This window comes from Ornithinicoccus halotolerans (assembly GCF_009602535.1).
Lineage (GTDB): Bacteria > Actinomycetota > Actinomycetes > Actinomycetales > Dermatophilaceae > Ornithinicoccus > Ornithinicoccus halotolerans.
This window is the reverse complement of record NZ_WIQI01000011.1, coordinates 25,721-50,506: the sequence shown is the minus strand read 5'-3', so window position 1 is coordinate 50,506 and position 24,786 is coordinate 25,721. Positions and strand designations below refer to the sequence as shown.

Below are 24,786 nucleotides of genomic sequence, written 5' to 3'. Positions count from 1 at the left end.
AGGGTACGGAGGAGGTCATCCAACCGCAAGGAGGGGCGGGCGTCCCTCCCACGGGTCTGTGCCGCGCGGGGCCTGTTGCGGGGTTGCCACGGCGCGGTCTGAGCCGTAGGTTGGCCTCCAATTGTTTGGTCAGACCAAGGAGGAACGATGGCGTCCACCTCGTCCATACGGCGTACCCGTCTCACAGCAGTGCTGGGAGTGGGAGCTGTGACGCTTGCTGCGTGTGGCTCTGGCGGATCTAGTGAGTCCTCCGGGGGTGCAGGGGGCACTGAGGGCGCGGGGGCGGGCGACTGCAGCTGGTCGCCGGAGCGAGGGGTGACCATGGTGGTCCCGTTCGATCCGGGCGGCGGCAGCGATCTGTTCGGACGCGCCGTGGCCGCCGGTCTGGAGGAAGTCCGCCCAGACCTGAACATCAGCACCGAGAACCGACCCGGCGGATCGGGGACCATCGGCTACACCTACTTCTATGAGCAGTCCGGGGACCCGCACTTCCTGCTGGGCGCCGAGAACGCCATGGTGTCGCTGCCGCTGCAGCACGAGGAACTGCCGTATGACGCGACCTCCTGGACCCCGCTGGGGATGGTGGTCGAGGACACCATCTTCCTCATCGGCAGTGCGGACGCCGGCTGGCAGGACTTCGAAGGATTCCTCGCTGCCGCTCGCGAGGCGGACTCTGCCGGTGATCCGCTGGCCATCGCCCAACCGACTGCGGAGTCCGTGGAGGCGATGCCGTTGCAGACCGTCCTCGAGAAGGAGGGCATCACGGTGGAGTTCGTGACCTTCGACGGCACGGCTGGCTCCATCCCGGCGCTCCTTGCCGGTGACATCGACGGGATCCTGGCCAACCCGAGTGAGGTGGAGGGCCAAGTGGAGGCCGGCGACTTCGCCCCCGTTGTCGCCAACACCAAGAACTCGCTGGAGATCGAGCCCTACCAGGGAATCCCCTCGCTCGCCGACCTGGGGTATGAGCCTCGTGGCGCCTTCAGCCAGTTCCGTGGAGTCCTCGCCCCGCCGGACATCCCAGACTGTGCACAGCAGTACTGGACCGAGGCGCTCAAGGAATGGACGGAAACAGAGGCGTACCAGGAGTACGTGGAGTCCAACGTGGTCGCCCCCAACCAGATCTGGGGAGACGAATGGTTGACCTATCTCGATGACGTCGAGAAGGGCTACCAAGAGGTCTACGAGACCACCGGCGGGTGAGCGTTGCGGGTGCTGCAGGTTTCGAGGAGTGACCGTGCTGATCTGGTCGGTGGCATGGTTCTCGTTGCCATCGGCGCGCTCTGGTCCTGGGAGGCCGGCGGCTACGGCTATCTCGGTGAGGAAGGCCGGCTGGCCGCCGGCACGCTCCCTGCGCTAGCCGGTGCGGTGCTGGCGCTCTGCGGAGTCGCTGTCTGCCTGTCGGCTCTGCTCCGTGCGCGCACGTCCGGCCGTGGTGCGACCCGTGAGGAGCCGGCCGGGAAGGAGGAGTCCGGCGAGAGTCCTCGGCCGCCGATGGACGCTCGGCTACGAAGAGTCCTCCTCCTGTGTGGCCTCCTGGTGTGCCTGCTCACGGCGCCCCTGCTGGGTTTCACCGTGAGCTTCGCGTTGCTCACGTTCTTCGTCGTGAAGGTGCTCGAAGGCCGAGGCTTGCTCCTTGCCGTGGGGTGTGCGGGCGCCATCTTCGGCTTCGGTTACCTGATCTTCGAGACCCTGTTGCAGGTCCCGTTGCCCTAGCGCTGCGCGCCGGCATCTCTTCCCCTGACGGAGTGACATGGAAACCCTCACCGAGATCCTTGCGGGCCTGCAGGCCGCAGTCTCCCCGGTCAACATCCTCTACTGCTTCGTGGGAGTCACCCTCGGGACCATCATCGGGATGCTGCCGGGGCTCGGCTCAGCCACGGGAGTGGCGCTCCTCCTGCCCTTGACGCTGACCCTGGATCCGCTCAGTGCCCTCATCATGCTGGCGGGCATCTACTACGGGTCGCAGTACGGGGCGACGATCAGCACGGTCCTGGTTGCGACGCCAGGTGACTCCTCCTCGGCGGTGGTGCTGTTCGACGGGTACCCGATGGCGCAGCAAGGACGGGCCGGCGGGGCGTTGGCGTCCGCGGCGATCGCTTCCTTCGTGGGCGGCACCACCAGCCTGATTGTGCTGATGGCCGCCTTGCCGATGTTGAGTGCCGTCGCCTTGCAGTTCGGCCCGCCGGAGACAGTGGCGCTCGCCGTGCTGGGACTATTGAGCATCGCGGGCTTCACGGGCGGCGGGTCCCTGGTGAAGGGAATCGCGGCGGCCGCCTTCGGCGTGCTGATCGCCACGATTGGCCTGGACGCCCAGTCCGGTCAGGCCCGGTACACCTTCGGCAGGGTTGAGCTCTTCGGGGGCCTGGGCTACATCGAGGTGATCATCGGCATCATCGCCGTCGCGGAAGTGTTCCGACAGATGGGCCGTGGCGCGGAGAACCCGATGACCACGGGATGGCGGGACATGATGATCACCAGGGACGAGCTGCGGCGTACCTGGCGGCCCGCGTTCCGGGGCTCAGCCATCGGCTTCGTGCTGGGCATCTTGCCCGGCGTCGGCGCAACGTTGGCTTCCTTCTTCAGCTATGACGTCGAGAAGCGCCTTGCCGGGCCCCGCAGGCACCTCTTCGGCACGGGGATGGTGGAAGGCGTCGCCGGGCCGGAGTCGGCAAACAACGCCGCCACCAACGGGTCATTCGCGCCGACGTTGACCTTGGGTATCCCGGGCTCGGGGACCACGGCAGTTCTGCTCGGGGCGTTCCTGGTGTTCGGCCTGCAACCCGGGCCCCTCCTCCTCGAGCAACAACCCACGATCGTCTGGGGTCTGATCATCTCCTTCTGGATCGGGAACCTCATTCTGCTAGTCCTGAACCTGCCCCTTGCGCCTGCCTTCGCCTACGTTCTGCGCGTGCCGTATGGCTTGATGTACCCCTTCATCCTGTTCCTCTGCCTGGCAGGCGCCTACTCCCTCACGAACCGGATGTGGAGCGTGTGGGTGACGCTGATCTTCGGGGTGATCGGCTTCCTCATGCAGCGATACGGATACCCCGTCATCCCGGTCATTCTCGGCCTCATCCTCGGGCCGATCATGGAGACCGGGCTTGCTCGCAGTCTGTCCATCTCGCACGGTGACCCGACGATCTTCCTGACGCGGCCCGGCTCCCTGGCGCTGCTCCTGCTGGCAGCTGCCCTGGTCATGGCGCCCCCACTGATACGGCGCATCTATCCCACCGCCAAGAGCCAGCCAGCACCGCAGAAGGAGGCCCGCGTTGACTCCAAGTAAGGACAGGTCTGAACCAGCGGCAACAGAACCCATGGGCGGGTCCTATGAGCATGTGGTGATCGGGGGAGGCCCCATGGGTGCCTCCGCAGCCGCTTACCTTGCCGAGCGCGGCAAGGACGTGGCCCTCGTCGCGGCAGGGGAAGGCGGTGCCCACGGGAGGTACAGCAGCCACGGGGACGTCTCGCGGGTCGCGCGGAAATGGTCCAACGACCCTGTCTGGGCCCAGCTCGGGCGCCGTTCGCTCTCCCGGTTCCGTGACATCGAGTCGTCGACAGGTGTGTCGTTCTTTACTGACGTCGGCAGCCTGCTGGTGGTGGCCGAGGATGCTGCGGCTCAGCACAGGAGTCTCGAGCAGGTGCTGGCCGGCCCGGACAGCGACTCATTCGAGCATCTGAGCTGCGCGCAGTTACGGCATCGGTTTAGCTACTTGAACGTTGGCGACGGTTCGGTGGGGGTGCTGGAGCCGACAGCGGCGGGATACTTTGACCCCCGGGCCTTCGTGACGGCGCAGATCCGGCGCGGACAGCGGCGCGGACTCACGCACATTGAGGCGCCGATGGAAGACCTCGGGACTGCGAACGGTGGGGGCCACCTCATCACGCTGGCCGATGGCGGGTCGATCCACGGTCAGCATGTCCTCCTCGCGGTCGGCGCCTACAGTCGGTTCGAGTCCTGGTCCCCGGTGGCCCATGACCTGACCGTCTTCGGGCGCACCATCATCCACGTTGAGGTGGAGGACGGGCTACGGCGCAGCCTCCGGGGCATGCCATCAGTACGCCTTCACGGTGCCAGCCACGGCTACTACATGGTGCCGCCAATGCAGTACCCCGACGGGCGGTGGTATCTCAAGATCGGCGGGGGGCCTCGCACCGAGGTCCTGGCATCGAAGACTGCTCTGCAGCAGTGGTGCGCCGGGGAGGGCGACCCCGCAGTCGCCGAGATGCTGCTGGCCAAGGCGCAAGAGGTAATCCCAGACCTGGTCGCGGTCGACGTGCGTCCGCAGACCTGCATCATCACCGTGCCCCCAGGCGGACATCCGTACATCACCCGCGGTGACACCGGGATCGGCGTGCTGACCGGGGGCAACGGTGCTGGCGCCAAGTCGGGTGACGAGCTGGGCCGGCTGGCCGCGGCCATGATGAGCGGCGAGCCGGACTGGGCGGAGGACTACGGGGACGGAGTCTTCGAGCCGTGAGGAGCCAGGCACCGCGTCAACCGAGGAACGTCTCAGCTCCACGATGCCGTCCTTGCTGGTAGACGGTCGGGCCTGGCTACGGCACGGGTAGAATGGCCTATGGTATGACCATGGCGCTGCAGCTTGAGCCCCTCGACCGGGCTAAGACCTACGAGCTCGTCGTCCGCCGGCTCAAGGACGAGATCTTCGCTGGGCGGCTCCGCCCCGGTGATCGCCTCCCCGGGGAGCGGCAGCTGAGCGAGCTGCTACAGGTCAGTCGTCCGTCGGTACGCGAGGCCCTGCGCACGCTTCAGGCCATGGAGATCGTGCGCACCCGCCCGGGTGCCGGCCCCTCTTCTGGACTCATCGTGTCCGCCGAACCCAACAGGGCTCTCACTGACCTCCTGGGACTGCACGTGGCGCTGTCCAGCTACTCGGTGGTGGACGTGCTGACTGTGCGCATGGTGTTGGAGATGGAATCGGTGCGTCGCCTCGCCACGAGGGTGCAGGAAGTAGACCTCAGTCCGGTGCGGGAAGCGCTGGAGGAGATGGCCCGCCCGGACATCGATCGCAAGACCTTCCATGAGTTCGACACTGAGTTCCACGTCGAGTTGGCCCGGGGCTCCAAGAACGTCCTCCTCGCCGATCTCATGGCCGCCCTCAAAGAGGCGGTCCGGCGGCCGATGGACTCTGCGTTCGAGGGCGACCCGGACTGGGCCGAGCACTCCCAGGGTCTGCTGCGCGAGCACCAGCAGATACTCGACGCCGTTTCTCGCGGTGACGCCGACGGGGCCGCTGAACTGATGCGACACCACATCGAAGGGTTCTATTCGGTTCTCCGCGACGGCGAGTGATGGCAGCGAGGGGGAGGTCCCCCGCGTGCAGCTCCTGGCGACGGTTCGTTCGCGACAGCCCAGCGACGTCTCGGACGGTCTGTCTCGGCCGGGCAGCACGTAGCTGAGCAGGGGCAGCAAGGCAGCCAGGCGCGCGCCACGAGTGCGCCGACGTGGTGCCGGCTCACGGGGTTCGCCGCGGCGGTCGGGCGCGAACCGGGACGGCACCGCCAGCAATGCCGGCCCCTCGGGGGACTGGCCCGTGGGGGCCTGAGTCGGGCCGGTGCGGCTCTGCCAGTGGCCGGAGGTAGCCGCTGCACCTGCCGTGCCGAGTCCACGCCCAGCGAACGTGCGGTCGCTGTCACCGAAGCGAAACAAGAATGAAACGAGCCGCACGGACACTGTGCCGGACATGACCGGCCAGGGGCACCACACCGCGACCGGGCCGGCCCCACCGGTCAGGAAGCTTGACGCCCAGCGGCCGGTACGGGCATGCCCCGATGTGCCAGCCAGCCGCGCCCCCGAAGCGATCTCTTGCCAAGGCAGGGGGCCGTGCCTAGCATGGTGGGGAATGGACAGACCATCCTGTGTTCAGCCCATACGAGAGGGTTCCCATGCGTGTGATGACCGCGAACTGCCGTGCGGACCTTCCTCCGTGGCCATCACGCGTGGTCCGGCCACGCCTGCCCTTCCCGGGCCCAGGCGGCACGTGCTGGCAGCGAGTGGTGCGGGAAGGTCGGTCCTGACATGGGACAGCTGATCGACTTGACGCTGCCCACGCGCAAGCACTGGCGTTGGTTTGCCCGCACCATGCTCAAGGACGACCTGGCTGACGGGGACCCCTTTCGCCACACATACATGACGATCAACATGCACGGCTTCACCCACGCTGACGGCCCCAACCACTTTCTGGCTGACGGTATGGATATCGCTAGTGTGCCCTTGGAGCGCTATTACGGGGACGCTGTTGTCGTCGACCTGAGCCACCTGGGACCCAACGGAGCCATCACCGCAGAGGAACTGGAGCGCCATGCCGCCGACATCGGCGAAGGCGACATCGTTCTCCTCAGGACCGACTGGCCGCAGAAATGCGACTGGGAATCGATGAGATTCTGGGCGGAGGCTCCGTACACCGATGCGACGGCCTGCCGCTGGCTCATCGAGCGAGGGGTGAAGCTCGTGGGCTACGACTACCCGCCGGATTACGTTCTTCGCTACCAGGTGACTGATCCTGAGCGGTACGCGCTGTGTACGCAGGAAGAGTTCACCACTCACGCTCACTTCTTCCCCGAAGGCATCGCCGTCATCGAGTATCTCACCAACCTCCACAGCCTCACCAGCAAGCGGGTCAAGTTCTTTGCCCTGCCCATCCCCTTCGAAGGAGCGGACGGCTCACCGGTCAGGGCGGTGGCCCTCCAGGAACACGACTGATCCGCCCACCAGAAGTCGCGGTGCGTGGCCCCGCGACCTTGCCTACCGACCGACCGCAGAGAGACTGGAGCAACCAATGCGCAAGCGCTCATTGACTACACCATCCCGGGCGATTCCCGCGATCACCCTGGTGTGCGCGGCATCGCTGATCGCTTCGTGTGGACAGCAAGCGGAGGACCCCTCACCGGAGGATGAGGGAGGCCCCGATGGGACAGCGCAGGTCAGCGTCGGCGAGGACTGTGAGGATGTCGTCTTGCGCGTCGCCCACGCAGTGGCCCCGGGGTCACCAGTGGACCAGGCCACCGAGCGTCTAGCCGAACTAGCCGCCGAGAAGAGTGGCGGCACGTTGGAGGTTCAGGTTTTCCCCGCCGGGCAGCTCGGGAATGAGCAGGAGTACCTGGAAGGGCTGGCCAGCGGATCGCTGGAGATGGCGGCCATCGTCGGTAACGCCTACGGCACCGTGGCGCCGGAGACCAACGTGCTGGCTCTGCCCTACGCCTTCCGCGACTACGAGCACTTGAAGGCGGCGATGGACGGTGAGCCGGGACAGCAGATAGTCGAGACCGTTGAGGAGCAGGCACAGGTGCGCATCCTCGACCCCTCCTGGTACTACGGCACCAGGCACCTCACGGCCAACCAGCCGATTCAGACGCCGGATGAACTACAAGGCGTCAAGCTCCGGATTACCCCTGTCCCCGTCGTCGAGCAGTCGTGGGCCCAGATGGGCGCGACGCCGTCGCCCGTCGACTTCTCCGAACTTTATACTGCGCTGCAGAGCGGTGTCGTGGACGCCCAGGAGAACCCGCTGCCAACGATCGCCACGTCGAACCTCAACGAGGTGCAGGACTACCTCATGCTGACCGGCCACACGGTCGCGAACCTCATGGTGGCGATCAATCCGGAACTACATGACTCTCTGTGCGAGGAGCAGCGCGCTGCCCTGGACGGCGCAACGCAGGAGGCCGGCGACTTCATCGACGAGACGGTGCTGCAGGCGGAGGAGGATCTCCGCGGAGAACTCACCAGCGAAGGTGGTATGGAACTGGTTGAGCCGGATGTCGAGGCCTTCCGGGCTCGACTGGAGGGCTTTCCGGAGTCTTTCCAGGACGGTGTGATGCTCGACCTCTACCAGGCTATCCAGGCCGCCGAGTAGAGCCATGGACGCGAGCGATGGCCGCCGTGGGCCACCGGCGTCACCTGGCCCGCTCCGGGTCCTCGTCGACAACCTGGAAGAGATCGTCGCGACCGGCATCTTGGTGGCGCTGCTGGTCATCACCGCCACGTCGGTGGCGTTCCGCTATCTGCTGGGATCCCCGCTGCACTGGTCCAACGAGCTCAGCGGGCTGCTCATGGTCTGGCTCATCTTCCTTGGCTCCATCGGTGCACTGAAGCGGGCTGAGCACATCTCCGTGGGCTTCGTCGTGGATCGAATGCCCGCAACCCTGCAGATCGTGGTCCGCTGGTTCGGGTTCCTGGTCATCGAGGCAATCTTGGTGGTTCTCCTCGTCAAGGGATATGAGCTAGCTCGAGACACCGGCAGGTCTGCACTTGCGCTGCCGATCTCGTGGACATACGTCTATGCGGCGGTCCCTGCTTTCGCCGTGCTAGCCACGATCCGGATGGTGCAGATGATGCTTGTCGACTACCGCTTCCATTTCATCACAGGGTCGACGAACGCCGAGCAGGACAAAGTCGAGGAGGCATCGCCATGATGATCACCGCGGTGTTCATCACGCTGGTCCTGCTAATGCTGCTGCGCGTTCCGGTGGCCTTTTGCATCGCCGCTGCTGCAGGACTGTACCTGCTCATGGGTGGCGCAGACCTTTCGCTGCTGCCTCAGCGCATGGTCGGGCAAATGACTTCCATTCCCCTGATGGCTATCCCGTTCTTCATCCTCGCAGGCGAGCTGATGAACGTCGGTGGCATCACTGACCGCATCTTTGCCTTCGCCCGTGCGTTGGTGGGCCGGCTTCCCGGCAGCCTCGGGCACGCCAACGTGGTGGCCAGTATGGTGTTCTCCGGGATGTCCGGCTCTGCCGTCGCCGACACCGCGGGCCTGGGCCGGGTCGAGCTGAAGGCGATGCGGGACAACGGCTACCCCGACGACTTCAGCGTGGGCGTGACGGTGTCCTCGTCCACGATCGGGCCCATCCTCCCACCAAGCATCAACATCATCATCTTCGCCTCCATCACGGGGACCTCGATCGGGGGCCTGTTCGTCGGCGCCATCATTCCTGGCGTCGTGATGGGCCTGTCGCTGATGGCCCTGGTGGCGATCATCGCCGCACGTCGCGAGCTCGGACAGCGGCACCGGAGCACCCTCCGGGAGTTCGGAGAAGCGGCCGTCAGGGCGGTTCTTCCGATGCTGACACCGGCGATCATCCTCGGGGCCATCCTGCTGGGGGTCGCTACACCGACCGAGGCGGCCGTCATCGCCGTTGTCTATGCCCTGGTGCTCGGGTTGCTGGTATTCCGTGTGCTCCGCTGGCGCGACCTGGTGGCCATCGCGATGCGTACCACCATCTTGACCTCCGCGCTGATGTTGATCATCGCGTTCGCGACGCCTCTGGGGCACGCCCTGGCGCGCGAACGAGTACCGCAACGAATCAGCGAGGCGTTGTTCAGCGTCTCCACGAACCTGATCGTCGTCTGGTTGCTCGTCCTCGTCTTCCTGCTGATTGTCGGCACGTTCATGGAGGTGGCCGCGGCACTCATCGTCCTCACGCCCATCATCGCCCCGGCCATGGTCGAGCTGGGGGCCGACCCGCTGCAGGTTGGCGTGGTGATGGTGCTCGGCCTTGGGCTCGGACTGATCACACCACCGGTGGGGCTCTGCCTGTATGTGGGAAGCCAGATCTCGGGGCTGGGACTGGAGAGAGTCATCCAGGGCACGGCTCCCTTCTACGCGCCGATCCTGGTGACGTTGGTCCTGACGGCCGCGTTGCCGGCCCTGACCACCTGGCTGCCCAGAGCCGTGGGCTTGTAGACCGGCAGCACAGGGAGCGCTTCTGTGCATCACGTAGACCCCAAGAATGGAGCAATGAGCAAATGAGCCAACACAGCAACAGCGACTTCCAGCGCGGGGTCGCCAACCTGCTCTCCTGCCTGGGAGGGGTGCACAACGAGTCCGTTGGGATTCTCATCGACCCCGGCACCGACGACCTGCTCCGAGTGGAGACGGAGCGGGTGCTGCGGGCGGAGGGCGCCCGAACCCGCGTTGTCGAGCTGCCTGCCTCAGAGGGCACGGATGCCGAGGTGCCGGCGACGGCCGCCGCGCAGCTGGAAGGCCTGGATGCCGTCGTCGAGATCACGGCAGTGTCGGTTCGGCACAGTCAGGCGCGGCAGGATCTCCAGCAAGCAGGTACCAGGTACCTCTACGTCGGCTCTCCGCCACCCCACCTGTTCGACGGGACGGGCGCGATGTACGCCGACTTTCCCGCTCATCGCCAGCGCATTGAGCACCTCGCGGACCGGGTCACGGCGGGCTCCATCATGCAGATCACGACGACCCGGGGCACCGACCTGGCGATTGATCTCGGTGGGCGTTCCGGGCGCGCGCTGACCGGCATGGCCGACCGCGCCGGTCAGTTTGGGACACCGCCCTGCCTGGAGTGGGGCCTGGTGCCAAGCCTGGCCGGTACGACCGGTCAGCTCATCGCCGATGCCTACGGGGTCGGCTTAGGCCTTCTCAGCGAACCCATTCACGCGAGGATCGAGAACGGCCGCATGGTGCACATCGCTGAGGGTCATGAAGGGCAGCGGCTCAGTGACCTGCTCGAGTCGGCGCACACTCCGCACGCTTACCAGGTGTCCGAGGTGGGTGTGGGCATGAATCCAGAGGCGCAGATGATCGACGACATGATGAGCGCCGAAGCCGTCCTGGGCACCGCGCACATCGCAGTCGGGACGACTCCGGCCGATCCCGGCGTAGAGCGGGTGCAGGCAGGCTTGCACATCGATCTGGTGTTCTGGCACCCGACCATCACGATCGACGGAGACGTGGTCATGGAGGAGGGACGGCTCGTGGCGGAGCAGTGATGTGTCGAAGGTAGACGCGAGTCGGTGCCGCCCGGCGGACACGGCGGTGGAAGGGCGGTAGGGACCGAGGGTGAGGGACACGATGGGCACAACGCTGGTGACCGGGGTCAACGGCCTCATCGGCGCAGCGGTGGCGCGTCGCCTGTGCGGTGAGGGCCGCAGGGTCGTGGGAATGGACCGCGTGCCTCCCCCGGGCTGTTCCTACCCATTCCTCTCGCACGACCTTCCGGACCCGCAGCGGTGGCACGAGGCCATCGTCGGCCACCACGTGAGCGCGATCGTCCACGCGGGAGGGGTGTCCGGCCCCATGGTGATGCCGGACGCTCCGGCACGGGCCCTCGACATCAACGTGCTGGGGCTGTACTCCCTCCTGGAGGCCGCCCGTATCCACAACGTCCGTCGCGTGGTGTGGTTCTCCTCCATCCTCGCCTACGGCGCACAAGACGACCTGACCGCGGTTCCTGAGGCGCGCCCCCTGCTGCCGGACACCGTCTACGGGGCCGGGAAGGCCGCCGGTGAGGCACTGATCCGTGGATACCGGGCGGAGCACGGGCTGGACGCGGTGGCGCTGCGTGTTGCCTCCTGTTACGGGCCTGGTCGGACCACGTCGTGCCTGATCCGGACGCTGGTCGAGGACGGCCTGAACGGGCGGACGACGCAGGTGGCGGACCCGGCCGGGGTCACCCGCCAGCACGTCTTCGTGGAAGACGTCGTGGACGCGGTATGCGTGGCGCTTGAGCCCTCGAGGCCCCTGGCAGCCGCCTACAACATCGGACCTGGGGAGGCGCAGACCTTGCCGCAGCTGGTGGACGCCGTGCGCGAGGCGGTGCCCGGCGTCCAGCTGCAGGTAACGGCCGATGCCCCGGTGTACAACGTCTTCCCGCTTGGCCCCCTGGAGGTGTCCGCCGCGCGGCGGGACCTCGATTTCTCGCCGAGCGTCCCGCTGTCCGTGGGGGCAGAGCTGACTCGGCAGTGGGTCACCGCGCGGGGACACGGGTGAGCGTGCTGGAAGATGCAGACCGACGAAGGAAGTGGATGATGGCCAAGGAGATCTTTTGTGCGTTCGGTGTCGACTTCGACGCTGTCGCGGGCTGGCTCGGATCCTACGGTGGGCAGGACTCCCCAGGTGACATCTCGCGGGGGGTCTTCGCCGGGGAGGTGGGCGTGCCGCGCCTGCTCACGCTGTTCTCGCGGTACGACCTGCCGACCACGTGGTTCGTCCCCGGGCACTCGGTCGAGACCTTCCCGGAAAGCTTCAAACGCATCGTGGACAGCGGTCACGAAATCGGGTTGCACGGCTACAGCCACGAGAACCCCATCGAGATGAGCCGCGACCAGGAGGCCGCTGTGCTCGACCGCTCGCTGGAACTGGTCGAGGACCGCGCCGGCCAGCGCCCCGTCGGGTACGTGGCCCCCTGGTGGGAGTTCTCCCACCACACCCATGCACTGCTGGTCGAGCGAGGCGTCGAGTACGACCACTCACTGATGCATAACGACTTCACCCCCTACTGGGTCCGTCTGGGGGAGTCGTGGACGAATATCGACTACTCGGCACCGGCCGAGGCATGGATGAAACCTATGGACCGGGGTGTGGAGAGTGACCTGGTCGAGCTGCCGGCGAACTGGTACCTGGACGACCTGCCCCCGATGATGTTCATCAAGCAGAGCGCCAACAGCCACGGCTTCGTGAACCCGCGGTCGCTGGAGGAGATGTGGCGGGACCAGTTCGACTGGGTCTACCGGGAGATGGACTACGCCGTGGTCACGTTCACCATCCACCCCGACGTCTCCGGCCGCCCACAGGTGCTGCTGATGCTGGAGCGGCTGATCGAGTACATCAGCGACCATGAAGGAGTCCGCTGGTCGCCGTTCCGGGATATCGCCCGGGATTTCGCCCGACGGTGTCCCCGGGAACAGGAGCGCGACTGACGTGACCCGCCACCTGCGCATCGGCATGCTGACCCCGTCGTCCAACACCTGTCTCGAGCCGGTCACGCAGCAGACCGCCGCCGACCTGCCCGAGGTATCCGTGCACTTCACGAGGGTGCCGGTCGTGAAGCTCAACCTGGGCGAGGAGTCCGTCACCCAGTTCCAGGTAGAGCCCATGGTGAGGGCGGCTCACCTACTCGCCGACGCCGAGGTCGACGTCATTGCCTGGAACGGCACCTCCGGTTCCTGGCTCGGCCTCGAGCACGACCGCCAGATCTGTGCGGCCATCCAATCGGCGACCGGCGTCAAGGCGACCACGACAACGCTGGCGCTGTTCGAGGCGTTTCGCCGGCTCCAGGTGACCCGGTGCGCACTGGCGGTGCCGTACATCGCCCAGCTGACCGAACGCATCGAGCTCACCTACGCCGACAACGGGGTGACCTGCGTGTCCGAGGCGCATCTCGGGCTCGAGTCGAACGTGGCTATCGGCCGTGTTCGCCCACCCCAGGTCGACCGGCTCGTTGAGCAAGCCGTGGGGGAGGGCGCCCAGGCAGTCGCGATCGTGTGCACCAACGTCTGGGGCGCCCCGTGCGTACCCTCCCTCGAGGCGCGCCTGGGGATCCCGGTCCTGGACAGCGTTCTGGTGACGCTGTGGGAATGCCTGCGCCTGGTCGGCCGCCCAGCGCCCGAACTGGCCGATGACTGGGGGCGGCTGTTCGCGCTCCCCACAGACCAGGAAGGGCCTCAGTCGTGAACGTGCTGCAGGGACGAACGGCCCTGATCACCGGAGCTGCCGGCGGGATCGGCGCCGCCATCGCCGGCGAGTTCCGGCGAGCCGGTGCCACGCTCGCCCTGACCGACCGGGACCAGTCCATGCTGGAGCCACTGCTGGAGCAACCAGCGTTCGCATCCGGCACAACGGGCTACGGAGCGGACCTCACGCACGCCGCTGAAGTCGAGCGGATGGTCCGGGCGGCTACCGCCGACCACGGCCGGATCGACATCCTCGTCAACGCCGCCGGCATCCTCGAGCCGCTGCCGTTCCTGGAGATGGACGTCGAGACGTGGGACCGGACCATCGAGGGGAACCTACGCAGCGTCTTCCTGGTCTCCCGCGCCGTGGTGCCGGCCATGGTGGAGGCCCGCTGGGGCCGGGTGATCAACATCGCCTCCCAGATGGGACAGAAGGGGGGCGAGCGGCGCGCTCACTACTCCGCGGCCAAGGCCGGTGTGCTGGGGTTCACCAAGGCGGTCGCGCGGGAGGTCGGGCGCCACAACGTGCTGGTCAACGCCATCGCCCCGGGACCCATCTCGACGCCGCTGATCGCCGGTATGAGCGCGGAGGATCGACGGCGCCGTGCCGCCGAGCTTCCGTTGGGACGGTTCGGTACCCCCGCGGAGGTAGCGCCCTCCGCGCTCCTGCTGGCCAGCGATCCGGGCGGGAACCTCTACGTCGGCCAGACGCTCGGCCCGAACAGCGGGGACGTCATGGCGTGAGCTGCGCGGCTGGCGGGGACCCGTCGGTCGGCGGGACGGAGACCGCCTGTCACGGGCTACTCGCCAGTGAAGCTCGGCGGTTGACGGTCGAAGAACGCGGCGATGGCGTGCTTGTGATCGTTGGTCTCGGACAGCTCGGCGAAATGGTCCAGCTCTCGGGACATCGCCTCAGCGAACGGCAGCTCGGCCGCCTCGTCGATCGCCTGCTTGGTGCGTCGAACCGCCAGCGGGGCACGGCGCGCGATCAGCTGTCCGAGCTTGACGGCCGAACTCAGCACCTGCGAGCGCGGGGTGGAGGAGGTGGCCAGCCCCAACCGTACCGCCTCGTCCCCGAGGAAGGTGCGCCCGGTCAGCAACAGGTCCTTCGCGACTGCGGGGCCGACCAGTCTGGTCATCCTCGTTGTGCTGACGACCAGTCCTACCTTCACTCCCGCGCCACAGAGCTTGGCGTCCTCGGCGACGACACGGAGGTCGCAGGACAGGGCCAGTTCCAGGCCCCCGCCCATGCAGTGCCCGTTGATCGCGGCGACGACGGGGACGGGCAGCTCGGCCACCCCGTCGTAGATCGCGCAGTCCTCGTCCAGGAACGCTCGTACGGTTTCCGGCGTGAGGTCGGCCTCCTCGTTGAGGTCGGCGCCAGCGCAGAAGGCACGGTCGCCCCGCCCGGTCAGCACCACCGCGCGCACCTGGGAATCGCGCCGGACCTCGTCCAGAGCGGCCAGAAACGGGGCACGCATCTGCGCGGTCATGATGTTCAGGGGAGGGTTGTCCAGGCTCAGCACAGCGACATGACCGTCCCGCTCCATGTGCACATCGCTCATCCGAGGGCTCCTTGCTCCTTCAGCGTTGCGAACTCCTGCTCAGTGACACCGATCTCGCTCAGCACCTCCGCCGTGTGCTCCCCTAGCCGGGGGGCTGCGGTACGGATGCTCGCCGGTGTCGCGGACAGTTTGACCGGCGGGCCCAGAGCACGCAGCGAGCCCAACGTCGGCGAGGTGACCTCCTGCACCATGTCCCGCGCGCGCGTCTGGGGATCCTCCAGGGCCTCCGGCACCGTGTTGATCGGGCCCGCGGGGATGCCAACCTCCTCCAACCGGGTGAGCCAGTACTCCCTGGGCTGGCGTGCGGTCTTCTCTTCGATCTGGCGGACGAGGTCTGCCAGGTTCTCCAGGCGGTCATCGTTGGTGGCGAACCGCGGGTCTTCAGCGAGCTCAGCGGCCCCGATCAGCTCGCAGAACGCTGGCCAGTGGCGAGGGCTGTCGGCGCCCACTGTGAAGTAGCCGTCCGCGCACCGGAAGGCCTGATACGGAGCACCCAACCGGTGGCCGGAGCCGGTCGGGGCGGGCGTGCGGCCGGTGTGAAAGTGCTCGACCGCCTCCCATACCTCCAGCGCCAAACCGGCCTCGAAGAGGGAGGTGTCGACCTGCTGGCCCTCCCCGGTCCGCTCGCGGGCGGTCAGAGCGGACAGAATGCCGTAGGTGGCGAACAGCCCGGCGCCCAGGTCAGTGATGGGCGGACCGCACTTCACCGGGCCCCCGTCGGGCTCGCCGGTGACCGACATCAGCCCGGACATGCCCTGGGCGATCAGGTCGAACCCGCCCCGGGAGGCATAAGGCCCGGTCTGGCCGAAGCCCGAGATGGAGCAGTGAACCAGCCTCGGGTTGATCGTGCGCAGGGTGGAGTAGTCCATGCCCAGCCGCGCCGCAACCCCGGGCCGGTAGTTCTCGATGAGGACGTCAGCGCTGCCCACGAGACGGTGCATCGTGTTCCGGCCGGACTCCGTCTTCAAGTCGATAGCCACGCCTCGCTTGTTCCGGTTCACGGCGACGAAGGCACCGCTGAAGCCTTCGGGCAGCTTCGGGGCCATGTGTCGGCTGTGGTCGCCGCCCTGCGGCGACTCCAGCTTCACCACGTCGGCGCCCATGTCCGCCAAGAGCATGGCGCAATAGGGCCCGGCGAGGACGTGACTCGCGTCGATGACCCGGATACCTGACAAAGCGGTCATGGCGACCTCCATGGACGGGGGCTTCGAACAGATCAGATGATTGCACCACTGTACAGTCCGCGTTATGGTCAGACCATACGTCAATGCGTCGACAAGGGGAAGTGGTCATGGGTCATGTGAGTAGCGCGGCCACCCTGCAGGAGCGAGCCGCAGGGCTGTTCGGCCCGGTATCCAGCCGGCACACCGACCTGTCGGTTGTGCGGGCCGAGGGTGCGAGACTGTGGACGGAGAACGGGCGGGAGATCGTGGACTTCGCCAGCGGCGTCGCGGTCACCAACGTTGGGCACAACCACCCCGCCGTGGTCCAGGCCGCCCGCGATCAGATGGACCAGTTGGTCCATGCCGGTCACAACGTCGGCCTGTACCCCTCCTACGTCACCCTCGCAGAGCGCCTGGTCGAGCTCGTCGGCGATGGCCAGAAGGTCTTCTACGGCAACAGCGGTGCGGAGGCAGTGGAGGCGGCGGTCAAGCTCGCCCTACGAGCCACCGGCCGTCCTGGACTCGTCGCCTTCAAGCACTCCTTCCATGGGCGCACCATTGCCGCGACGGCGCTGTCGGCGTCGGCGGCGGCGCAGCGGACCGGCTACTCCGCTGCGCTTCCCGCCGTCCAGCACGTCGACTACCCGTCACCGTTCGCACGAGGCGCGACAGTCGAGGAAGAGGTCAAGCGGTGCCTGGCTCAGCTGGATGAGGTCTTCGCGCTCACCCTGGCGGCCGACGAGGTGGCTGCCATCGTGGTCGAGCCGTTTCAGGGCGAAGGCGGGTATCAGCCCGCACCCGCCGAGTTCCTGCGGGGCCTGCGCGAGCGTGCCGACCGCCATGGGATTGTCCTCGTCTACGACGAGATCCAGTCCGGGTTCGGACGTACCGGCAGCATGTTCTTCTACGAGCAGCTGGGCGTGGCGCCCGACGTGCTGGTCCTGGCCAAAGGCATCGCCAACGGCTTCCCACTCTCGGCCATCGTCGCCTCGGCAGACCTGATGGATCGCTGGCCCGCTGGCGCCCACGGCGGCACCTTCGGCGGCAACCCGGTGGCCTGCGCCGCAGCGCTGGCAGTCATCCAGGTGCTACAGAGCGGCGCCATGGACAACGCCAGGCTGCGCGGCGAGGAACTGATGACCGGCCTTCGTTCGATCGTGGATCGGCTGCCAATGCGCGCCCAGGTCCGTGGAGCCGGGGCAATGATCGGAGTCGAGCTTCGCAGGCAGGATGGTGGAACGGCCGGGGACATGGTCTCCGCCCTGCGCCGCGCGGCTCTGGAGCGGGGGCTGCTCCTGCTCGCGTGTGGCCCCGACAAGACCACGCTGCGGCTCATGCCCCCCACAACACTCACCGCCGAGGAAGCCACCCGAGCATTGGCCATCCTGGATGACGCCCTGACCGAGGTCCTGCCCTCAGTGGAGTGAGATCGACCTGAGGGGCTGATGAGCGCCCTGAAGGCAACGAAGGCTCGGTTGAGCCGGAAGGCGTCTAGGCCTTGGCCTGCGGCACTGGGGTGCTGCCCCGTCGGGTGAGCTCCGCTCCCAGGCGGTCAGCCGAGGCCTCAGCCGCCAACAACGCCCAGAGCAGCAGCCGTGCCTTTCGCGGAGCGAGCCATCCGGCCATGAGCGCGCCCCGGTCGACCAAGTCGCATTCCGAGCCCGGGTAGCCGTAGGTGTGGCGGAGCGTGGAACCTGCTCCAGTGCGACTCGCGACCACGACCGGCATCCGGCTGGCCACATCGCTGACGGCCTCGGACACGGCTGCGGACACGTGGCCAGCGCCGAACCCGGCCAGGACGACCCCGTCATAGCCGGCATGGACTGCGGACAGCAACATCTCGGGACCTTCCCCGAGTGCCAGTTCGAGCAGCGCCACCCGCGGCCGGCCGTGCTGGCGAAGCCGGTCGCCCGGCACCGCCGGCCGGGGGAGCGGAGGCCACCTGCTCGCGGCCGGCGCTGCGATGACCTGTTGCTCGACGACGTGCCCCAGCGGCCCCCACCCTGGCGAGGTGAAGGCCGCCACGTTGGTGGCGTGGCTCTTGCCCACCCAACGGGCGGCATGAATCTCATCGTTCATCACCACAGTCACTCCGTGCCCGCGCGCAGCCGCTGACGCCGCGACACGGACAGCAGCCAGCAGGTTGGCCGGCCCCTCGGCACCTTCCTGCTGCGGAGTCCGCATAGCGCCCGTGAGCACCAGCGGTTCGGGCCGGTCCCAGTACAGATCCAGCAAGTAGGCCATCTCTTCCAGCGTGTCTGTCCCCTGCACCAGGACGGCGCCCCGAGCGCCACCTCGCACGGCGTGCTCTGCCCATTCCAGCGCTGCCAGTGCGTCCGAGAAGCCGAGCGAAGCACTGGGAACAGCGGCCAACGTGCTGGCCGCCACCTCGGCGACGTCAACCAGTCCGGGAACGGCTTCGAGGAGCTCGTCAGCGCTCAGTCTCGGCTCCACGGGCCCTCCGCGGGCGGCGGAAGTCATCGTGATCGTCCCGCCCAACGAGGCGACGCTCACGCGCGGCCTGTCCATCCGCCCTCCCGTGGCTCCTGCTCCGACTGGTGATGGAGCTGTGCCGGGGACGCTACCGTGCTCCGCCTGGCGCCGACAGGCAGCCCTGGCTCGGACTCGGCCCGCTCATCCTGGCCAGGGCCGGTCGGGACGGAGTTGTGGAATTGCCGAGGCTGGACTCTCGGGCATGATGGCCCGGTGACCTCCCACCAGGGGACTGCTGAGCTTGCGGTCCTGGTGCGTGCCGTGGCCGAGGGAGACCAGGACGCGTTCGCCCGCTTCTACGACCTCACCACGCCGCGTGTGTTCGGGTTGGTGGTGCGGGTGCTGCGCGACCGGGCGCAGGCCGAGGAGGTCACGCAGGAGGTCTATCTGCAGGTCTGGCGCCTCGCGGACAGCTATGACGCTGACCGAGGCAGCGCATTGGCGTGGCTGCTGACCCTGGCGCATCGTCGAGCGGTGGACCGGGTCCGCTCGGCGCAGGCCCAATCCGACCGGGAGGCCGCCTACGAATCCCGGCAGACACAGCCCGCCTTCGACTCCACGAGTGAGATCGTGCAGGGCCGGCTGGAGGCCGGCCTGCTACAGATGGCAGTTCACGAGCTGTCCCCGGTGCAGCGGGCCGCGATCGAGCTGGCCTACTACCAGGGGCTCACGTACCGGGAGGTGGCTGAGCGGCTGGACGTGCCGCTGGGCACGGTCAAGACGCGGATCCGGGACGGGTTGATCAGGTTGCGACGAGAGCTAGAAGGAGGTGCACCATGAGCGGCACGCACGAGCAGCGGGACGACCGCGGCGGGGAGGACGGCACGGTGCACGACCTTGCGGCCGCCTATGCCCTGGACGCCGTCGACGACGTCGAGCGGACTCAGTTCGAGGCCCATCTCGCCGACTGCGCAGCATGTCGGCGCACCGTCGCCGAGCTCTCCGAGGCCGTGGTCGGGTTGAGCGAGGGCTTGGAGGAGCAGCCTCCCCCGGGGATGCGGCAGCGCGTGCTGACGGCGGTGGCTGAAGAGGCCCCACGTACTGCGCCGCAGCGAACCGCGCCGGACGACCAGACGTCCGCGGGCGCGCAGGCACCAGGCGGCGAGCTCACCCATCTCGGGCAGCGCCGGGCGGCACGGCATGGCCGGTGGTGGCTGGCGGCCGCCGCAGCGGCCGTCGTCGCAGTCGGGAGCGTGGTCGCGACCCAGTGGGGGCGGGATGAGCCCGGCTCCACGGTGGCGGTGCAGGAGGTGCTGGAGGCAGAGGACGCCCAGCGGTCCACCGAGACCGTGAACGGCTCGACCGTGCACGTGGTCCGCTCCATGGCGCTGCAACGGACCGTGCTGGTCGCCGAGGAGATGCCGGAGCCGCCGCAGGGGCAGGACTACCAGCTGTGGTTCGTCCACGACGACGGCACGGCGGTCTCGGCGGGGCTGATGCCCAAGGACGGCGACGACCGCACTGAGGTGGTGCTGCAGGGAGACCCCGCCGGTGCTGTCGCGGTCGGTGTCACGCTGGAGCCGGAGGGCGGATCACAGCAGCCCACCAGCGAGCCGATCGTCGCCGTCCCGCTGGAGGGCTGAAGGCAGGGCCGGACAGCTGGTCAGCTGGACGTGACCATCCGCGCGAACACCACGATGTTGTCCAGGTGCCGGCGCTGCTCGGGGTCGTAGACGCCGCCGCAGGTGATGATCCTGAGCTCCGGGCCCTCGGTGTTCCCGTACACGGCCACCTTCGGGAAGGCTTCCTTGGGGAAGGACTCCACTCCGTACACCTGGAAGGTGGCCGTGGTCCCGTCCTCCCGGTCGACGTGGACCCGGTCTCCACGACCCAGGGCCCCCAGGTCGAAGAAGACGCTGGGCACCGAGCCCTGGCTGGTGACGTGCCCCTCGATGACCGCACCGCCGACCTCGCCGGGGGTGGGGGAGCCGTCGTACCACGCCGCCTCGTCGTAGCGGTCGCCACCGGGGACCTGCAGGGTGCCGTCCTCCGCAAGGCCGAGGGCATGTAGTGGCGAGGACACCTCGATGGCCGGGATGCGCACCCGCACCGGGGTGGAGGCCGGTAGCGGCCGCGGCGCCGAGATCCCGGACGCTGGCTGTCCGGCAGCGGGTGTCGCGGCAGGGCCACGGGAGGGGGCAGCGGTCCCCGCTGGTGTGGTGGACGACGGTGATTCGGACGTCCCGCCCGACGCTGGGGCCGCCGGCGGCGGCTGAGTCCCCGTGGGTGAGGGCTGGCTGAGCTCGCGGGCGGCGTCCCGCGAGGGGGCCGGCGGGTCGTCGGCCTGGTTGGTGAAGGCCCAGCCGAGGAGGGCCAGCCCGGTGGCCGCGAGCAGCCCGAAGGCCGCAGGCGCGACGCGGCGCCTACGGCCTCCGGGGGTCGTGGTGGGCATCGGACAGTGTCAGCTCTGGTCGCCGGTGATCTGCCGGCGACGCACCGCGGCCAGGCCGAGGGCGCCGGCGGCCAGCGTGGCCGCGCCCATGGCGATCAGGCCAGTGTGCTCGGCACCCGACGTCCCGGCGCCGCCGGTCGCGACACCTCCGTCCGGCATCGAGGTCTGCGCGACCTGGAACTCGCCGCACAGCGCCGGGTCGGTGGCCTCCGAGGGCAGGCTGGGGTCCAGGTCGGACTCCTGGTCGCCGTCGTACTCACCGGATCCGTTGTGGTCCGCGCCGTGAACGACGATGACGCCCTTCCCCGCCGCGATGTCACTGGCCACGTCGTCAGGCACCTCGAAGGTGCGCTCGTAGCTGTAGCTGCCCTGTGCTGGGAAGTTCGCCACGTCGAGCGCGTGGTCACCGCCGGTCATCCCCGGCTCGGTGGTCAACGAGACCTGGACAGCGCCGTAGTCATCGGCTGCGTCGGTGGTACGGATCTCCCCGTTGGGGCCGGACCCCTCCATCCCGGGGTCGGGGCACTGGTTCGCCCCGCCGATGTGGATGTGCTGGGCGTGCGGGGCCCCATCGAGCAGGCCCTGGGTCTGCAGCTGGATGGTCAGCATGCCGTCGTCCTCGAACACGCCCCAGGCGGTGCCCGAGGCCCCGGAGTCGTTGAGCTGGGACAGCTCGGCCATCATCTCGGTGCCCTCGTGGTCGGCCATCGCGGGTGCGGCGGCTGCGACAGGCAGGCCCACCAGAGCGGCAGCGGCGAGCGGGGCAAGCCGGGTGCGAGTGGAACGCATGACATCTCCTTTGATCGTCGGCGGCGGGCGACGGGACGCCGCCCGCGCGCTGGAACTGACAGCAGGGTTTCGACGCCCACGCACCGGCGGATTGGTCCGGAACGAATCCTTTGTTCGAGGGCTGCACGTCCGTTGCCCCCGGGCGCCTCGCCGGCAGCTGTGGTAGCGAGAGGGCATGAGTACTGAGAGCACGAACGCTCCGTTGACCGCCTTGGCCCTCACCTGCTCGCTCAAGCCTTCACCGGCCGACTCGAGCACCGACTTGCTGGCTCAGCAGCTGCTCGACAAGCTCGGCGACCACGGCGTCTCGGGCGAGCTGATTCGCGTGGTCGACCACGACGTCCGGCCGGGGGTCGAGGCCGACATGGGAGACGGCGACGCCTGGCCGGGGATCCGGGAGCGGATGCTCGCCGCCGACATCCTCGTGTTCGCCACGCCCACGTGGCTGGGCAACATGTCCAGCGTCGCGCAGCGGGTGCTCGAGCGGCTTGACGCCGAGTTGTCGTTCAGCAACGACAAGAACCAGCCGCTGACCTTCGGCAAGGTCGCGGCCGTCTGCGTCGTCGGTAACGAGGACGGCGCGCACGCCATCACCGCCTCGGCCTTCCAGGGCCTGAACGACATGGGCTTCACCATCCCTGCCCAGGGCGTCACCTACTGGAACGGCGAGGCGATGCACGGCACCGACTACCAGGATCTTGCCGAGACGCCGGAGGTGACCGCCGCCACGACGGCCACCGTGGCGGCCAATGCCGCGCACCTGGCCCGGGTACTGCGCTCCGCGCCGTACCCGCAGGTGTGAGCTCGCTCGATGAGCGGGCCAGGCCCGTCCCGGCTGACGGACGAAAGGAGGCCCAGACTGGCGGCGGAACGACCGCGGTAGAACGCGGAGAGACCCGTGTTCCCAACGCGTCAACTCTGCGACAGGGAATGGCCGCGCTCGTGGTCAGAGCAGAAAGGGGCAAAGCATGAGTCCACTGGTATCCGTGCTGGGATTCCTCATCGTCCTGGGGGTGCTCTGGGACATCTTCCAGAACCTCTGGCATCCCAGTGCGCGGGGACGGACCAACCGCCTGGTGCTGGCCATCGTCCGCCGAGTGACTCCTCGCCTCGGCCGCCGCGCGCGGCAGCTGGCCGGACCGGTGACCATGGTGGGCGCCATCGCCGTCTGGACGACGCTGGCTGTCGCCGGGTGGACCCTCGTGTACTGGCCGCACATGCCCGCCGACTTCTCCTACGACCCGGGCCTGGAGCCCGCGGTGCGCAACAACCTCGCCGACTCGCTGTACCTGTCCCTGGTCACCGTCGCCACGCTGGGCTATGGCGACATCGTGCCCACCGCAATGTGGCTGCGCATGCTGGCCCCGGTGCAGGCGCTGATGGGCCTGACCATGTTGACAGCCTCGGTGTCCTGGATCCTGCAGGTGTACTCCGCGGTGACGGACCGTCGCGTGGCCGCTGTCCGGCTGGCTGCCCTGCGGCGTGCCGGTATCGGCAAGGTCCTGCACGAGATCAGCGACCCTACGGCAGCGCGGACCGTGGAGGACGTCGCCAGTGCTCTGGCAGCCGTGCGGGTGGACCTGACCCAGTACGCCGAGACCTACTACTTCCAGGAGACAGACCAGGACACCGCCCTGGCCGCGAATCTCAGCTTCGCCTACGAACTGATGGAGAACGCACGGCGGTCGTCCGGGACAGACCTCCCGGTGGTCGCCGAGGTGCTCGCCCACGCGCTCGATGACTTCGCGCGCCTCATCGACGACCAGTACCTGCGCAGCGGACAGGACACCCGCGCAGTACTGGAGGCCTATGCCGCCGACCAGGGCCACCGCGTCGAGTGAACCGGCGGCAGGGTGGGGCTGATCCGACACGTCATGATCGCTACGCCGTTGCTGCCATCGCTTGGGCAAACTCCGGAGCCCCGTCGCGAAGCGGTTGCCTACAACCACAGCCCCGGCTGCTCAACATCAAGAATCGGCGAGGCGCCAGCGGGTCGTGACGACTCCGCGGCGAGTGAGGTCGTCAAGGTGCGCCCGGGCGATCGACACCGTTTGCAGGTTCACACCGTCGTAGGGACCGAGCTGGGTGCCCAGCGCTTCTGCCAGGTCGCGGAGGGTGATCTCGCGGTGACGCTGCATGTAGTCGTGGACAAACTCCTCGGCCAGGTCAACGAAGGCCAGACTCTCTCGGATCCGTTCCTGACCGCCCTCGGCGTCAAGGGGGTCCCCGTGGGAGGGGACGAGGAGCTCGAACTCGACGTCGTGCAGTCGGCGGAGGCCGCTCCGGTATCGCCGGACGTCATGGTAGAGGGGGGCGAGTTTGTGTGGAGTGCCGGCGATGGGGACGCCGGCGGCCTGGACGTCGTCGAAGGTGAACAGCAGCTTGCGGTCCTGGTCGTGTACTGCGATGTGACCGGGAGAGTGACCGCTGGTCGTGATCACGCGCAGCATGCCGCTCGAGAGCTCGAGGTGGTCGCCGTCCCGGAGCAGCCGATCGATGCGCACCCTGTCTCCGAAGAGGCCGACCAGCTCTGATCGTTCCCCTGGCGTGAGCCGGTAGGCGTCGGGGTTGGCCTCCCACAGCTCTGAGATCACGGTCTCGTTGTCCTCCAGCCACTCGGCCTCGGCGGCGGGAGCGGCGAAGGCAGCGTTGGTGACCGCAGCCAGTGCGGCGTTGCCTCCCATGTGGTCTGGGTGGGCGTGACTATTCACGACGAGGTCGATGTCCTCGAGGCGACGGCGGGCCTCGGCCAGCCGGCCGCGCACCGAGGTCTCGGGCGTGATGCTGGTGCCGCTGTCCAGGAGCACGAGCCCACCGTCATGGGGGAGGGCATGCAGCCACAGTGGGAGTCCGCACGACTCAAGGTACTCCGTCTCTATGCGGATCCAGTCGCCGAGGAGCCGTTCGTCACCGGCTGTCATGATCGGCTCTCCGAACTGC

The 24,786-nt window shown here is 68.1% G+C and carries 25 protein-coding genes; 19 read left to right on the top strand and 6 right to left on the bottom strand.

From position 1 onward, the window contains the following. Positions 1–321: 321 nt before the first annotated feature. The 14 genes from GFJ45_RS04290 to GFJ45_RS04225 all read left to right on the top strand — a co-directional run bounded on the left by GFJ45_RS04290 (position 322) and on the right by GFJ45_RS04225 (position 14,188). Entirely contained in the window at positions 322–1,203 is an 882-nt protein-coding gene (locus GFJ45_RS04290; RefSeq protein WP_194288514.1) for a tripartite tricarboxylate transporter substrate-binding protein, read from the top strand. A 9-nt stretch (positions 1,204–1,212) separates the two neighbouring features. Further along, entirely contained in the window at positions 1,213–1,716 is a 504-nt protein-coding gene (locus GFJ45_RS04285; RefSeq protein ID WP_153394508.1) for a tripartite tricarboxylate transporter TctB family protein, read from the top strand. A gap of 37 nt (positions 1,717–1,753) precedes the next feature. Then, on the top strand, positions 1,754–3,286 hold the full coding sequence (locus GFJ45_RS04280) for a tripartite tricarboxylate transporter permease (RefSeq protein WP_153394506.1): 1,533 nt from the start codon (positions 1,754–1,756) through the stop codon (positions 3,284–3,286). Between the two features lie 31 nt (positions 3,287–3,317). Then, positions 3,318–4,481, top strand: coding sequence for an NAD(P)/FAD-dependent oxidoreductase (locus GFJ45_RS04275; RefSeq protein WP_153394504.1), 1,164 nt, complete (start codon positions 3,318–3,320; stop codon positions 4,479–4,481). Between the two features lie 104 nt (positions 4,482–4,585). Beyond that, entirely contained in the window at positions 4,586–5,314 is a 729-nt protein-coding gene (locus GFJ45_RS04270) for a FadR/GntR family transcriptional regulator (protein ID WP_228386472.1), read from the top strand. Between the two features lie 726 nt (positions 5,315–6,040). Then, positions 6,041–6,724 carry a cyclase family protein gene (locus GFJ45_RS04265; protein WP_153394499.1) on the top strand — a complete coding sequence of 228 codons (684 nt, stop codon included), beginning with the start codon at positions 6,041–6,043 and terminating at the stop codon, positions 6,722–6,724. A gap of 76 nt (positions 6,725–6,800) precedes the next feature. Further along, entirely contained in the window at positions 6,801–7,877 is a 1,077-nt protein-coding gene (locus GFJ45_RS04260; RefSeq protein ID WP_153394497.1) for a TRAP transporter substrate-binding protein, read from the top strand. Between the two features lie 4 nt (positions 7,878–7,881). Further along, complete coding sequence (locus GFJ45_RS04255) at positions 7,882–8,436, top strand: TRAP transporter small permease (RefSeq protein WP_153394495.1); 555 nt, start codon at positions 7,882–7,884, stop codon at positions 8,434–8,436. After that, positions 8,433–9,710 carry a TRAP transporter large permease gene (locus tag GFJ45_RS04250; RefSeq protein WP_153394493.1) on the top strand — a complete coding sequence of 426 codons (1,278 nt, stop codon included), beginning with the start codon at positions 8,433–8,435 and terminating at the stop codon, positions 9,708–9,710. The genes GFJ45_RS04255 and GFJ45_RS04250 overlap by 4 nt, the downstream gene beginning before the upstream one ends. A gap of 62 nt (positions 9,711–9,772) precedes the next feature. Beyond that, positions 9,773–10,762 carry a M29 family metallopeptidase gene (locus tag GFJ45_RS04245; protein WP_153394490.1) on the top strand — a complete coding sequence of 330 codons (990 nt, stop codon included), beginning with the start codon at positions 9,773–9,775 and terminating at the stop codon, positions 10,760–10,762. Between the two features lie 82 nt (positions 10,763–10,844). After that, the gene (locus tag GFJ45_RS04240) at positions 10,845–11,762 is read left to right on the top strand and encodes an NAD-dependent epimerase/dehydratase family protein (protein ID WP_153394488.1); all 918 of its coding nucleotides are present in this window, start codon (positions 10,845–10,847) and stop codon (positions 11,760–11,762) included. 38 nt (positions 11,763–11,800) lie between these two features. Beyond that, the gene (locus tag GFJ45_RS04235) at positions 11,801–12,691 is read left to right on the top strand and encodes a polysaccharide deacetylase family protein (RefSeq protein WP_153394486.1); all 891 of its coding nucleotides are present in this window, start codon (positions 11,801–11,803) and stop codon (positions 12,689–12,691) included. A gap of 1 nt (position 12,692) precedes the next feature. After that, a complete protein-coding gene (locus GFJ45_RS04230; protein ID WP_153394484.1) occupies positions 12,693–13,445 on the top strand; it encodes a maleate cis-trans isomerase family protein in 753 nt (250 codons plus the stop codon). Then, entirely contained in the window at positions 13,442–14,188 is a 747-nt protein-coding gene (locus GFJ45_RS04225; RefSeq protein WP_153394482.1) for an SDR family NAD(P)-dependent oxidoreductase, read from the top strand. The genes GFJ45_RS04230 and GFJ45_RS04225 overlap by 4 nt, the downstream gene beginning before the upstream one ends. A 56-nt stretch (positions 14,189–14,244) precedes the next feature. Here GFJ45_RS04225 and GFJ45_RS04220 read toward each other — a convergent pair whose 3' ends face one another. Beyond that, positions 14,245–15,009: an enoyl-CoA hydratase/isomerase family protein gene (locus GFJ45_RS04220; RefSeq protein WP_153394480.1), complete on the bottom strand. Its 765-nt coding sequence runs from the start codon at positions 15,007–15,009 to the stop codon at positions 14,245–14,247. Next, entirely contained in the window at positions 15,006–16,193 is a 1,188-nt protein-coding gene (locus tag GFJ45_RS04215; RefSeq protein WP_153394529.1) for a CaiB/BaiF CoA transferase family protein, read from the bottom strand. The genes GFJ45_RS04220 and GFJ45_RS04215 overlap by 4 nt, the downstream gene beginning before the upstream one ends. A 116-nt stretch (positions 16,194–16,309) precedes the next feature. Between GFJ45_RS04215 and GFJ45_RS04210 the strand changes: the two genes are divergently transcribed. Then, positions 16,310–17,599: an aspartate aminotransferase family protein gene (locus GFJ45_RS04210; protein WP_228386471.1), complete on the top strand. Its 1,290-nt coding sequence runs from the start codon at positions 16,310–16,312 to the stop codon at positions 17,597–17,599. Between the two features lie 64 nt (positions 17,600–17,663). On the opposite strand, the gene GFJ45_RS04205 is transcribed toward GFJ45_RS04210, so the two are convergent. Next, positions 17,664–18,701: an asparaginase gene (locus GFJ45_RS04205; RefSeq protein WP_153394476.1), complete on the bottom strand. Its 1,038-nt coding sequence runs from the start codon at positions 18,699–18,701 to the stop codon at positions 17,664–17,666. Positions 18,702–18,878: 177 nt separating this feature from the next. On the opposite strand from GFJ45_RS04205, the gene sigK reads away from it, so the two are divergent. Both sigK and GFJ45_RS04195 read left to right on the top strand, forming a co-directional pair. After that, on the top strand, positions 18,879–19,445 hold the full coding sequence (gene sigK, locus GFJ45_RS04200) for an ECF RNA polymerase sigma factor SigK (protein WP_153394474.1): 567 nt from the start codon (positions 18,879–18,881) through the stop codon (positions 19,443–19,445). After that, complete coding sequence (locus tag GFJ45_RS04195; protein ID WP_153394472.1) at positions 19,442–20,248, top strand: anti-sigma factor; 807 nt, start codon at positions 19,442–19,444, stop codon at positions 20,246–20,248. Before sigK ends, GFJ45_RS04195 begins: the two co-directional genes overlap by 4 nt. 20 nt (positions 20,249–20,268) lie before the next feature. Here GFJ45_RS04195 and GFJ45_RS16665 read toward each other — a convergent pair whose 3' ends face one another. Continuing rightward, positions 20,269–21,057, bottom strand: coding sequence for a class F sortase (locus GFJ45_RS16665; RefSeq protein WP_153394470.1), 789 nt, complete (start codon positions 21,055–21,057; stop codon positions 20,269–20,271). A gap of 9 nt (positions 21,058–21,066) precedes the next feature. Beyond that, positions 21,067–21,846 carry a CHRD domain-containing protein gene (locus GFJ45_RS04185; RefSeq protein ID WP_153394467.1) on the bottom strand — a complete coding sequence of 260 codons (780 nt, stop codon included), beginning with the start codon at positions 21,844–21,846 and terminating at the stop codon, positions 21,067–21,069. Positions 21,847–22,021: 175 nt separating this feature from the next. Here GFJ45_RS04185 and GFJ45_RS04180 point away from each other — a divergent pair, with 175 nt between their 5' ends. Further along, positions 22,022–22,648 carry a flavodoxin family protein gene (locus GFJ45_RS04180; RefSeq protein ID WP_153394465.1) on the top strand — a complete coding sequence of 209 codons (627 nt, stop codon included), beginning with the start codon at positions 22,022–22,024 and terminating at the stop codon, positions 22,646–22,648. A gap of 166 nt (positions 22,649–22,814) precedes the next feature. Further along, a complete protein-coding gene (locus GFJ45_RS04175) occupies positions 22,815–23,687 on the top strand; it encodes a potassium channel family protein (RefSeq protein ID WP_153394463.1) in 873 nt (290 codons plus the stop codon). A 126-nt stretch (positions 23,688–23,813) separates the two neighbouring features. Here the strand turns inward: GFJ45_RS04175 and GFJ45_RS04170 are convergent, their stop codons facing one another. Next, complete coding sequence (locus GFJ45_RS04170; RefSeq protein WP_153394461.1) at positions 23,814–24,767, bottom strand: MBL fold metallo-hydrolase; 954 nt, start codon at positions 24,765–24,767, stop codon at positions 23,814–23,816. Positions 24,768–24,786 lie beyond the last annotated feature (19 nt).